Raw genomic sequence first — 11,695 nt, 5'->3', positions numbered from 1 at the left:
CCGCTTGGGCGCGGGCGCGGCCGCCGGGCGGCTGAAGCGTCGTTCTTCCTCGCGCGCCGCCGGTTCTTCTGCGGCCTGCGGAGCGGCGGCCTCCTCGGCGGGGCGGCGCTCGGCCTCGGCCGTATCCTCGGCGGTGCGCTGTGCGGCCTCTTCCTCGGCCTTGCGGTTATCGTCGGCGCGGCGCTTTTCATCCTCGGTCTGCTCGACCTTGACGCGATCCTCGCGGCGGCGCGCTTCCTCCATCGAGGTCATGCGCGCTTCCTCGGCCTCGCGCAGCAGCCGCTCCTGCATTTCGCGGCGCGACGAGATGTCGTCCATCGGCCGGCGTACCGGAGCTGCGGGCTTGGGCGCGACCGGCTGGGGCGCCGGCGCAGGAGCCGCGGACTCCACCTTGGGTTCGGGCGCCGGAGGTGCCTCCCCGGGCTTGCCAAGGATACGGCGCTTCTTGACTTCGACCACGACGGTGTTCGAGCGACCATGGCTGAAGCTCTGCTTCACCTTGCCGGTCTCGACCGTGCGCTTGAGGCCCAGCGGCGGCCGCGTGCCAAGCTTGGGCTTATCGGTCTGGTCGGTCATGAGTTTCCTTCGTCTGTATCGTCGTTCGAGCCCAGCCGCGCGGCGTCGGCGCCGCTTAGCCCAGCATCGGGATCAATGAAAGCTTGCCACCTCGCGATGGCGTGAGCCACGCGCCGGGCGGCGGCGGCATCGGTCAGGGCGATATGTACCACATTCTCGCGCCCAAGCGCCATCGACAAGATGGTGCGCGGCTCCGGAAATAACAGACCCCGTGGCGGGCCACCGCCAACGCGCCAGGCCTGATCGAGCGCGCGGTTGCCGTCCTCGCCGGCGTCGGCGGCGTGAATCAGGAGATGGACCTTGCCGCTACGTGCGGCTTGCTCGATCCGCTCGGCGCCGGTCAGAAGCGTGCCGCCCTTGGCCTCTAGGCCGAGCCGGTCGAGCGCCTGGGCGCGGAGCGCGGACTCGATTCGCTCCCCGAGATCATCGGTTATGATGAGCGGCACGCCCTTGAATGCCCGTGCCAGCGCGCCCTTCAGCTTGCCCTTGGCCAGGGCTTCATCGAGCGCCATGCGACCAACGCCGATCCACGCGCCACGACCCGGCGCGCGAGCGCGAACGTCGGGCGCGATTTGGCCGTCGGGGCCAAGCGCGAGGCGTATCAGTTCGTCCTTGGGCCGGCAGGCGCGAGTCAGGATGCAGGTCCGCTCGGGTCCTGTTCCATCGTCGGCATCACTTGGCGGAGTGGTCAGGCGATCATTGGGTTCCATCCGCAGCTGCGTCCTCCCCGGATACAGTCGCGGTGGGCTGATCGCCGGACCCCGACGCGGATGGGTCATCGTCGAACCAATGCGCGCGGGCGGCCATGATGATCTCGTTGCCCTGCTCTTCGGTCAGGCCATAATCGGCCAGCACACCACCCTTGTCTTCGGGCCGGCTGTTGCCGGTCTCAGCGCGGCGGCGCGGTTCCTGGCGCTTCTTCTGGATCAGCTCGTCGGTGGCGAGATCGGCGAGATCGTCGAGCGTCAGGATCTTGGCCTTGCCCAGCGTCACCAGCATTGCCTCGGTGAGGTAGGGCAGTTCGGCCAGCGCATCGTCGACGCCAAGGCCGCGACGAACCTCGCGCGACGCGGCTTCGCGCCGTTCAAGCGCTTCGGCGGCACGGCTCTGCAACTCGCCCGCGATCTCATCGTCAAGGCCCTCGATCGACGCAATTTCGTCGATTCCGACATAGGCCACTTCTTCCAGGCTGGTGAAGCCTTCGGCGACCAGCAACTGGGCCAGCGTCTCGTCGACGTCGAGATCGGTCTGGAACAACGCCGACCGCTCGACAAACTCGCGCTGGCGCTTTTCGCTGGCGTCGGCCTCGGTCAATATGTCGATCTGCGACGCGGTCAATTGCGAGGCAAGGCGGACGTTTTGGCCGCGACGGCCGATGGCCAGGCTCAGCTGATCGTCGGGCACCACCACTTCGATCCGGCTTTCCTCCTCGTCGATCACGACGCGGCTGACGGTCGCCGGCTGGAGCGCGTTGACGACGAAGGTCGCCGTATCCTCGCTCCACGGGATGATGTCGATCTTTTCGCCCTGCAGCTCCTGGACCACCGCCTGCACTCGGCTGCCCTTCATGCCGACACAGGCGCCGACCGGATCGATCGAGCTATCGTAGCTGATCACGCCGATTTTCGCGCGCGACCCTGGATCGCGAGCGGCCGCCTTGATCTCGATGATGCCGTCGTAAATTTCGGGCACTTCCTGCGCGAACAGCTTCTTCATAAAGTCGGGATGGGCGCGCGAAAGGAAAATTTGCGGGCCGCGAGCTTCGCGCGCGACGCGCAGGATGAGGCTGCGGATGCGGTCGCCAACGCGGACCATCTCGCGCGGGATTTGCTGGTCGCGGCGGATGACGCCCTCGGCGCGGCCGAGGTCAACGACGACATGGCCGAACTCGACCCGCTTGACGACGCCGGTGATGACCTCGTTAGCGCGGTCCTTGAACTCTTCATATTGCCGCTCGCGCTCGGCGTCGCGGACCTTCTGGAAGATGACCTGCTTGGCGGCCTGGGCGGCGATTCGGCCGAACTCGATCGGCGGCAGCGGGTCGACGATGAAGTCGCCGACCGCGGCATCGGCTGTCAATTTCTGCGCGCCCTTCAGGTCGAGTTGCTTGAAATGATCTTCGACCTCCTCGACCACTTCGACCACACGCCACAAGCGCAGGTCGCCGGTGACCGGGTCAAGCTTGGCGCGAATGTCGTTTTCGGCGCCATAGCGGGCCCGGGCGGCGCGCTGGATCGCGTCCTCCATCGCCTCAATGACGATGCCGCGATCGATCAGCTTCTCCTTGGCGACCGCGTCGGCGATGGCGAGCAGTTCGGCTCGATTGGCGGTGGGGGCCCCGGTCGCGGGTGCGCCCGATTCGGCGGTGGTGGCCATTAGATCAACCTTCCTTACTTGCGATTGCATTGACCTCGTCCCCCGGATGAGGATCAGCCTCAATCGTGTCCACGCCCTCGATGCTGAGCGGCGCGGTAGCGTGAATGAGCTTGTCGGTCAGCATCAGCTTCGCCGACGCGATGTTGGCGAAGGCGACCTGCCGTTCGCCCTTGGGGGTCGTGACGCGGATCGTGCCACCCTCGATGCCTTCGATGATGCCCGAAACCTGCTTGGCGCCATCGACCGGCTCGGCATAGCGGAGGCGCGCCTCGTGCCCGGCCCAGTCAGCATAGTCCGCCGGGCGCGTTAGCGGGCGATCGATCCCAGGCGACGAGACTTCGAGGCGATAAGCTTCGGAGATCGGGTCGCGTCCGGCTTCTTCCTCGGCGTCGAGGATGTCGGACACTTTGCGCGACAGCTCGGCGCAATCGTCGATCGACAGCTGGCGGGTGTCGGGCCGCTCGGCCATCACCTGCAGCGTCGGGTCGGTCGTGCCACCGATCATCGCCACGCGCACCAGATCGAAACCCAGCGCCTTGGCAGCGGGCTCGATCAGACGGGCGATTGCAACAGTGTCGGTCAGATAAATAGTCCTGGCGAAATTCAAAACCCTCTCGCTGCCGGACCGACCCCGGCCCGGCCCCAACGTCTGACGATGTCGAGGAGAGTGAGGCGCATATAGGCGCGTCGCTCGTGAGTCGCAAGGAGGGAGTCAGCGGGCCAATGCGCGATTTTCAGCGCGGATACGGATGGCCAGGACGATGGCGTTGAGCAGGGAAAATACCATCGCCATCGGCCACAAGCCGAACACCAAGGGCAGCACTGCGATCTCGGCGATGACGACCAAATAATTGGGGTGGTCGACGAAGCGATAGGGCCCGCGCGCGACAAGCTGCTCGCCGGGCATGACGATGATTCGCGTCGTCCAGCGCGGGCCGAGAGTGCGCAAGACCCACACGCGGCCGACCTCGATCACCGCGTAGAGCGTGAGGAAGGGCCAGTGGATCGGCTGTCCCGGCGCCCACCACCACAAACTGGCCAGCCAAACGGCATGGACCGCGACGATCAGCGGATAATGGCCGGGCGCAACTTCATGCCCGCCCGCCGCCAGCAGGCGCTTCGTATTGGCTCTTGCTAGCGGCAGTTCGGCCAACCGCTGCAGCGTGACGAAGGCGAGGATGGCGATCGCCGGCCAGATCGGGCTCATTTTTCGAGCACCAGCCCGGCGCAGGTGAATCCGGGCCCGAAGGCGGTCATCATCGTCCGGTCTGGGAGGCCGCGTGCGAGCAGACGCTCGAGTACGAACATCACGGTGGGCGCGCTCATATTACCGCAATCGCGCAGCACCGCGCGCTCCAAGTCGAGCGAGTTTCTGGGAAGCGCCAAGGCAGTCTCGATCGCATCGACGACCTTGGCCCCGCCAGGGTGGCAGCAGAAGCGGTCAATGTCGGCGCGCGCCAGGCCAAGCGTCGCCAGCATCGCATCGACCGCGACCGCCAGTTCCGCCTCGATGAACGGCGGGATGGCACGATCGAAGATGACGGCGAGGCCGGGATCCTCGACCCGCCAACCCATGATGCCGAGCGTGTCGGGCCATAATTTCTCGCCCCCACCGGCGATCCGCGCGATGCCCCCGCCCTCAGTTGAAATTACCGCCGCCGCCGCTCCGTCGCCGAACAGCGCGGTGGCGACGATCGCGGCCGGGTCGTCGCTGTCGAGGCGGATCGAGATCGAGCAGGTCTCCACGCAAACGAACAGCCAGCGTGACCCTGGCTCGGCGACCGCCAACCGCGCGGTGGTGGCGAGGCCGGTGACGCCGCCCGCGCAACCGAGGCCGAACACCGGAACCCGCATCGCATCGGCGCGAAGCCCGATCCGTGGGCCGACGCGGGCCTCGATGCTTGGGGTGGAGATGCCCGTGGTCGATACGAACACGACGCCGTCGATGTCGGCGGGCGTGAGACCAGCTCCCGCGATCGCCTTTAGCGCCGGCTCCTCGAACAGCGCCTCGGTTGCGGTGACATACAGATCGGTCCGCTCCTGCCAGCCGTGCGGCTCGCGGTACCAGTCGATCGGCGCGACCGTATGGCGCTGGTCGATCAGCGCATTGTCGAATACCCTCGCCAGCCGGTCGAACAGCGCTGCCCGCCCGCGGAACATTGCCTTGGCCGCGGATTTGGCGTCGGACTGGCTGACAGTGTTGGGCGGAAGTGCCGTGGCGATCGAGAGGAGGCGAGCGGATGTCAAGAAGTCTGTTCCTGCAACGAAGCGCCTCGCGGCATCGGCTGCCTCGCCCCTTTTGGCAAGCCGGCCTGCTGCTCGTCGCCGCGACCGCCGCCTGCGGACAGACGGCAACCCATGCGCAATCAACGTCGGCGCGGCCATTCACGGTCCATCAGGTTGCGCAATTTTCGACGCCCTGGGCAATGGACTTTCTGCCGGGGAGTGGCGTCCGCCTAACCAATCTGGCCCTCCTCACCGAGCGCGAGGGCAAATTGTGGCTGGTCGACTTCCTTGACGGCAGCCGCCGGGCGGTGGCGGGCGTCCCCGTGGTCCATGTCGCTGGACAGGGCGGGCTGGGCGATGTCGTCGCCGATCCCGACTTCGCCGGCAACCGCCGCGTTTACCTGAGCTTCGTCGAGAAGGGCGCGCGGGGCACGAACGGCGCCGCGCTCGGCTATGGCACGCTCGACCTCGCCGATCCGAACAAGCCGGTGTTGCGCGATTTCCGCATCATCTGGCGCCAGCAGCCCAAGGTCGAAGGCAGCGCTCACTTCTCGCACCGCATCGCCTTCGGCCCCGACGGTTTCCTCTACCTAAGCTCGGGCGAGCGAATGAAGTTCGACCCGGCCCAGGACATGAGCGTCAACCTCGGCAAGGTTGTCCGGCTAACCCGCGAGGGAACGCCCGCGCCGGGCAATCCCTGGGCAGCGAAGGGCGGCCTCGCGGCGCAGTTGTGGAGCATCGGGCACCGCAATGTGCTTGGACTGTCGTTCGCTCCTGACGGGCGGCTGTGGGCCAGCGAGATGGGCCCCAAGGGCGGCGACGAGGTCAATTTGATCGCCCCGGGGAAGAACTACGGCTGGCCGCGCGCCTCGAACGGCAGCCATTACGACGGCCGCGACATTCCCGACCACAAGCCCGGCGACGGCTACGAACCGCCCAAACTATGGTGGAACCCGTCGATCTCGCCCGGTGGCCTGATCATCTATACCGGCGAGAAATTTTCCGCGTGGAAAGGCGACGCGCTGATCCCCGCGCTGTCGGGCGAGGGGCTGATCCGGGTCGATATCAACGGGGGCAAGGCAGCCAAGGCCGAACAATGGCCGATGGGCGCCCGCATCCGCGCGGTCGACCAGGGACCGGACGGCAGTGTCTATCTGCTCGAGGACGGTGGCCGGCTGCTGCGGCTCGACCCGGCGAAACCTTGACATATGCCACGGCATATGCCAGCGAGTTGGCATGAGCGCCGTCCGCCACCTCCGTATCTTCAAGAACGGTCGAAGCCGGGCGGTGCGCATTCCTAAGGAGCTGGATATTTTCGGCGAAGGACTGGTGATGCGGCGGGAGGGCGAACGGATAATCCTGGAACCCGAACCTCGCCGGGATCTTTCGTCGGTTCTTGAGTATCTTCGAGGGTTGCCGCTACTGGGGCCGTCCGACGAATTCCCCGATATCGAAGATTTTCCGCCCGACTCAGTGAATGATTTCGACGAGTGACTCGTTTCTTGCTCGACACCAATATCTTGTCGGAGTTGGCGCGCAACCCGTCGGGGCGCGCCGCCCGTCGCGCCGAAGTCCACAAGGGTTCGTGCATTACCAGTGCGATCGTCGTTGCGGAGATCCGGTTCGGGCTTGCCAAGCGCGGTTCGGCGGAATTGGCGAAGCGGATTACGCCGGTCCTGGAATCGATTCCGGCGATTGGATGGGAGCATCCGGCCGATCACCATTATGCCCAGCTCAGGACGTCGCTTGAAGCGGCCGGAACGCCGATCGGCGGAAACGACATGCTGATCGCGGCCCATGCGCTCGCGCTTGAAGCGACTCTAGTCACTGCGAACGAACGAGAGTTTCGCCGCGTGCCAGGCCTCAGCGTCGAAAACTGGCAGACCTAGCGCAGCCGATAACGCAACTGGTGCGGCGTTCGGCCTTCGCGGCGGGCCTTGGCGGCATAGCGCGTCTCGGGCCATCCGCCCGGATACGTCAACCAGTCCTTTGACCCTTCGGCGAGCCAGTCGAACTGGGCGACATGTCGCTGCATGACCATCAGCGCCCAGTTGAGGTAGGTCGGATCGTCAGTGGCGACGCGGAATTCGCCGCCGGGGCGCAGCTTGGCGGCGATAAGGTCGATCGGGCCGTCGTTGACCATCCGTCGCTTGGCGTGCCGCGCCTTGGGCCATGGGTCGGGGTGGAGCAGATAGACGAAGCTCAACCCGCCGTCGGGCACCCGCTGCAGCACGTCGAGTGCATCGCCCATGTGGAGTCGGACATTGGCGAGATGGCCGTCGCGGACATGGCCTAGCGCGGTCGCGACGCCGTTCAAGAACGGCTCGCAGCCGATGAAGCCGTGGTCGGGCAGTAGGTCCACGCGATAGGCAAGATGCTCGCCCGCGCCGAAACCGATCTCGAAGTGGAGCGGGCGCTGATCGCCGAACAAACGGATCGCGCTAACCTCGCCTTCCTCCGGCACCGCGATCTGCGGCAGCAGCGCTTCGATCAGCGCCGACTGCCCCTGCCGCAGCCTGTGCCCGCTCGACCGGCCGTAGAGGCGATTGAGGGTCAGCGGGTCGCCGGGCTTGTGCGAGGTCATCGGGCGCGCCGCTAGCCGAGCGCGGCAGCCTCGACAAGCTGGACTCTTTATTGTGGGGCGGCCGCGAAGCGCGGATATCTGCCCGGCGCGGGGCGTTGCACGAGAAGCGATAATCCAAAGGAATTTTTCGATCATGGCCAAGGCGCCCGACTCTCCATCCGCGACCACCACCAACGGCACCACCATCGGCAAGGGTGGCGAGACCCATCAGCGGGGCGGCGGGTTGACGACCAACTTCGGCGTCCCGGTCAGCGACAATCAGAACAGCCTCAAGGCCGGGGCGCGCGGTCCGACGCTGCTCGAAGATTTCGTCCTGCGCGAAAAAATCTTTCATTTCGACCATGAGCGAATTCCCGAGCGGATTGTCCATGCCCGCGGATCGGGCGCGCACGGCGTATTCGAAGCGCTCGAGGATATCAGCGACCTGTCGAAGGCGGCGGTATTCAAAAAAGGCCAGAAGACCGAAACCTTCGTTCGCTTTTCGACCGTCGCCGGCGGCGCGGGGTCGGTCGACACGCCGCGCGACGTGCGCGGCTTCGCGGTCAAGCTTTACACGCCCGAAGGCAATTGGGACCTGGTCGGCAATAACATCCCGGTGTTCTTCATCCAGGACGCGATCAAGTTTCCCGACCTCATCCACTCGGTCAAGATGGAGGCCGACAAAGGCTATCCGCAGGCGGCCAGCGCCCACGATACCTTCTGGGATTTCATCAGCCTGATGCCCGAGGCGACCCATATGATCATGTGGGCGATGAGCGATCGCGCCATCCCGCGGTCGTTTCGAATGATAGAAGGCTTCGGCGTCCACACCTTCCGCCTGGTCAACGAGGCGGGCGAGGGAACCTTCGTCAAATTCCACTGGAAACCGGTGCTGGGAATGCAATCGACCTGCTGGGACGAGGCGGTCAAGATCGCCGGCGCCGACCCCGATTATCTTCGCCGCGACCTCTATGAAGCGATCGACGCGGGCAATTTCCCCGCTTGGGACCTTGGCATCCAGACGTTCGACGAAGCCTTCGCGACCAAGCAGCCCTACGACGTGCTCGACGCGACCAAGCTCATACCCGAGGAAGTGCTCCCGGTGCGGATCATCGGACGGATGACCCTCAACCGCAACGTCGACAATTTCTTTGCCGAGACCGAGCAGGCGGCGTTCCTGCCGTCTAATGTCCCGCCGGGGATCGATTTCTCAAACGATCCGCTGCTCCAGGGGCGGCTGTTCTCCTACCTCGACACGCAGAAATCGCGGCTCGGCACAACCAATTTTCACCAGATCCCGATCAACGCTCCCAAATGCCCATTCGGCAATTTCCAGCGGGACGGAATGATGCAGACGATGGTGCCTACTGGCCGCGCCAATTACGAGCCCAACAGCCTTGGTGAGCAGGGCGAGGATGGCGGTCCACGCGAAAGCGAGGCAGGGTTCGCGACGCTCGCCACCAACGACGAACGCAACGACGCCGGCGACAAGCTGCGCATCCGCGCCGACCTGTTCGCCGATCACTACAGCCAGGCGCGGCTGTTCTTCCGCTCACAGACCAAGATCGAGCAGGCGCACATCGCCTCGGCGATCACGTTCGAACTGTCGAAGGTGATGCTCGAACCGGTGCGGACGCGCATGCTCGGCAACCTGCGCAACGTCGACGATGACCTCGCCAAGCGCGTTGCCGCCGGGCTGGCGATGGACCTTCCGCCTGCGAACAAGGCGGCCAAGGCGCCGATCGACATGGACCCGTCGGACGCTTTGTCGATCGTCAAGCAGGGCGATCCGCCGATGACCGGGCGCAAGATCGCGATCCTGTTTGACGAAGGGTCGGACAAGGCCGCGATCGACAGCCTCAGGGCGGCGGTCGAGAAGGCCGGCGGCTCGGTGTTCACCATCGCGCCCAAGGTTGGTGGGCTCAAGCTGAATGGCGGAACGATGAAGGCCGATGGCCAGCTCGCCGGATCACCCTCGGTTCTGTTCGACGCCGTCGCGCTGGTCCTGTCAGCCGAGGCGGCGGCCAAGCTCACCAGGGACGGCGCCGCGATCGGCTTCGTCATGGACGCCTTTGGTCACGTCAAGACGATCGGCCATGACGCGGGCGCCAAGGCGCTGCTCGACAAAGCCGGGGTCGAGCCCGACGCGGGCGTGGTCGGCCTCGACCAGTTCGCCAAGGTCGCGCCCAAGCGCCATTGGGACCGCGAACCCAAGGTCCGCATGCTGGCCTAGGCCAACGCTGCCTTTAGATCGTCGGCCAGGTCGGTCTTTTCCCACGGGAACAGGTCGCCCTGGGCCTTGCGGCCGAAGTGGCCATAGGCGGCGGTCGGGGAGTAGATCGGCTTGTTGAGTTGTAGGTGGGTGCGGATGCCGCGCGGGGTCAGACGGCCGAGCTTGTCGATCCGGCCGATCGCCGCCTCGATCACATCGTCGCCGACCGTCCCGGTGCCGTGGGTGTCGACATACAGCGACAGCGGCTCCGACACGCCGATCGCATAAGCGAGCTGGATGGTGCAGCGCGTGGCGAGGCCCGCTGCGACGATATTCTTGGCGAGGTAGCGCGCCATATAGGCGGCTGAGCGGTCGACCTTGGTTGGGTCCTTGCCACTGAACGCGCCGCCGCCATGGGGGGCCGCGCCGCCATAGGTGTCGACGATGATCTTGCGCCCGGTGAGGCCGGCGTCGCCGTCGGGGCCGCCGATTTCGAAAGCCCCGGTCGGGTTGATGTGGAACACGGTTTCGCCCGACAGCAGCCCGGCGGGCAGCAGTTCGGCGACGATCGACTTCACATAGGATTTGAGCTCGGCCTCCTTGTCGCCTTCGTGATAACCCGGCGCGTGCTGGGTCGAGACCACGATCGCGGTCGCTGCGACCGGCTTGCCCGCGTCGTAGCGCAGCGTCACCTGGCTCTTGGCGTCAGGCTCCAGGAACGGCGCGGCGCCCGAATGGCGGTCAGCGGCCATCCGCTCGAGGATCTTGTGGCTGTAGTAGAGCGTCGCGGGGAGGTAATCGGGGGTCTCGTCGGTGGCATAGCCGAACATGATGCCCTGATCGCCCGCGCCCTCGTCCTTGTTGCCGCTGGCGTCGACGCCCTGGGCGATATGCGCCGACTGACCGTGGAGATGGTTCTCGAACTCCGCGGTCTGCCAGTGGAAGCCGTCCTGCTCGTAGCCGATGCGCTTGACGGCCTGCCGGACGACCTGCTCGATCTCGTCGCGCGATCCCGGCGCCCAGCCGTGAGTGTCCTTGAACAGCTCAATATCGAACACCCCCTTGCAGCGGATCTCGCCGCCGATGACGATGCGCTGGGTCGTAACCATCGTCTCGCAGGCGACGCGCGCTTCCGGGTCTTTCGACAGGAACAAGTCGACGATCGCATCGCTGATCTGGTCGGCGACCTTGTCGGGATGGCCTTCGGAAACCGATTCGGACGTGAAGAGGAAGCTGTTGCGCATGGCTTGGTCGTCGATCCTTGGCTGAAATCTAGGAAAAAGTCAGGATATAAAGATATCCTTATGTCTCGCTGTAGCGAGGCCTCCGCCCAAGCGCAATCGCGGCGATGAGGAGGAGGAAGCCAAGCGCCAGCGGGATAATATTGCCGAGGCGCGCAAACAGAGTCAGTCGCGTTGCCGGCTGCGGCAGGGCAGCGTCGATCACACCCGCTGTGCCGAGCGGTATCGACTGGAGAATCCGCCCGCTCGCATCAACCAGCGCGCTGATCCCGGTCGGGGTCGACCGGATCACCGGAATGCCTTCCTCGGCGGCGCGCAGGCGGGCCTGGGCGAGGTGCTGCGGCGGGCCCCAAGCGCCGAACCAGGCGTCGTTCGACGGATTGAAGATCACGTCGGGCCGGTTGTGCCGATCGACCACTTCGCCCGAAAAAATGATTTCATAGCATAGCTGGAAACCGACCTTGCCCCAGTGCGGGATGGCGATCGTGCGCGGTCCCGGGC

At 65.7% G+C, this 11,695-nt stretch carries 13 protein-coding genes; 4 read left to right on the top strand and 9 right to left on the bottom strand.

Annotated elements, in window-relative coordinates; translation table 11 throughout:
- The 6 genes from H0W65_RS10885 to H0W65_RS10860 form a co-directional block, all read right to left on the bottom strand.
- Nucleotides 1–576: translation initiation factor IF-2 associated domain-containing protein (locus H0W65_RS10885; RefSeq protein WP_294007529.1), on the bottom strand; the 576-nt coding region annotated here is incomplete at its 3' end.
- Complete coding sequence (locus H0W65_RS10880; RefSeq protein ID WP_294007527.1) at nucleotides 573–1,286, bottom strand: DUF448 domain-containing protein; 714 nt, start codon at nucleotides 1,284–1,286, stop codon at nucleotides 573–575. The genes H0W65_RS10880 and H0W65_RS10885, both read right to left, overlap by 4 nt.
- Nucleotides 1,273–2,952, bottom strand: a complete 1,680-nt coding sequence (gene nusA / locus H0W65_RS10875) for a transcription termination factor NusA (RefSeq protein ID WP_294007525.1) — start codon at nucleotides 2,950–2,952, stop codon at nucleotides 1,273–1,275. The genes H0W65_RS10880 and nusA overlap by 14 nt, the downstream gene beginning before the upstream one ends.
- A 4-nt stretch (nucleotides 2,953–2,956) precedes the next feature.
- The gene (rimP, locus tag H0W65_RS10870; RefSeq protein WP_294007524.1) at nucleotides 2,957–3,559 is read right to left on the bottom strand and encodes a ribosome maturation protein RimP; all 603 of its coding nucleotides are present in this window, start codon (nucleotides 3,557–3,559) and stop codon (nucleotides 2,957–2,959) included.
- 105 nt (nucleotides 3,560–3,664) lie between these two features.
- Nucleotides 3,665–4,159, bottom strand: coding sequence for an isoprenylcysteine carboxylmethyltransferase family protein (locus H0W65_RS10865; RefSeq protein WP_294007522.1), 495 nt, complete (start codon nucleotides 4,157–4,159; stop codon nucleotides 3,665–3,667).
- Nucleotides 4,156–5,199: a type III polyketide synthase gene (locus H0W65_RS10860; protein WP_294007520.1), complete on the bottom strand. Its 1,044-nt coding sequence runs from the start codon at nucleotides 5,197–5,199 to the stop codon at nucleotides 4,156–4,158. The genes H0W65_RS10865 and H0W65_RS10860 overlap by 4 nt, the downstream gene beginning before the upstream one ends.
- Between H0W65_RS10860 and H0W65_RS10855 the strand changes: the two genes are divergently transcribed.
- From H0W65_RS10855 to H0W65_RS10845, 3 genes are read left to right on the top strand one after another with little or no spacing between them, the layout of a single operon-like run.
- Nucleotides 5,193–6,383 carry a PQQ-dependent sugar dehydrogenase gene (locus H0W65_RS10855; RefSeq protein ID WP_294007518.1) on the top strand — a complete coding sequence of 397 codons (1,191 nt, stop codon included), beginning with the start codon at nucleotides 5,193–5,195 and terminating at the stop codon, nucleotides 6,381–6,383. The two genes, H0W65_RS10860 and H0W65_RS10855, sit on opposite strands and share 7 nt — an antisense overlap.
- Before the next feature lie 31 nt (nucleotides 6,384–6,414).
- Complete coding sequence (locus H0W65_RS10850) at nucleotides 6,415–6,672, top strand: antitoxin (protein ID WP_294007516.1); 258 nt, start codon at nucleotides 6,415–6,417, stop codon at nucleotides 6,670–6,672.
- Complete coding sequence (locus H0W65_RS10845; RefSeq protein ID WP_294007514.1) at nucleotides 6,669–7,067, top strand: type II toxin-antitoxin system VapC family toxin; 399 nt, start codon at nucleotides 6,669–6,671, stop codon at nucleotides 7,065–7,067. The genes H0W65_RS10850 and H0W65_RS10845 overlap by 4 nt, the downstream gene beginning before the upstream one ends.
- On the opposite strand, the gene H0W65_RS10840 is transcribed toward H0W65_RS10845, so the two are convergent.
- Nucleotides 7,064–7,762, bottom strand: coding sequence for a tRNA (guanosine(46)-N(7))-methyltransferase TrmB (locus H0W65_RS10840; protein ID WP_294007513.1), 699 nt, complete (start codon nucleotides 7,760–7,762; stop codon nucleotides 7,064–7,066). The genes H0W65_RS10845 and H0W65_RS10840 overlap by 4 nt on opposite strands.
- A gap of 133 nt (nucleotides 7,763–7,895) precedes the next feature.
- On the opposite strand from H0W65_RS10840, the gene H0W65_RS10835 reads away from it, so the two are divergent.
- Nucleotides 7,896–9,974 (top strand): catalase, encoded by a 2,079-nt coding sequence (locus H0W65_RS10835; protein ID WP_294007511.1) that lies wholly within the window; start codon nucleotides 7,896–7,898, stop codon nucleotides 9,972–9,974.
- Here H0W65_RS10835 and metK read toward each other — a convergent pair.
- Nucleotides 9,971–11,197, bottom strand: a complete 1,227-nt coding sequence (gene metK / locus H0W65_RS10830) for a methionine adenosyltransferase (RefSeq protein WP_294007509.1) — start codon at nucleotides 11,195–11,197, stop codon at nucleotides 9,971–9,973. The genes H0W65_RS10835 and metK overlap by 4 nt on opposite strands.
- A gap of 58 nt (nucleotides 11,198–11,255) precedes the next feature.
- A partial coding sequence (locus tag H0W65_RS10825) for a nitrilase-related carbon-nitrogen hydrolase (protein ID WP_294007507.1) occupies nucleotides 11,256–11,695 on the bottom strand: 440 nt, incomplete at its 5' end.

The sequence above is a fragment of the Sphingomonas sp. genome (assembly GCF_013816785.1).
GTDB lineage: Bacteria > Pseudomonadota > Alphaproteobacteria > Sphingomonadales > Sphingomonadaceae > Sphingomicrobium.
This window is presented reverse-complemented; position numbering and strand designations above follow the sequence as displayed.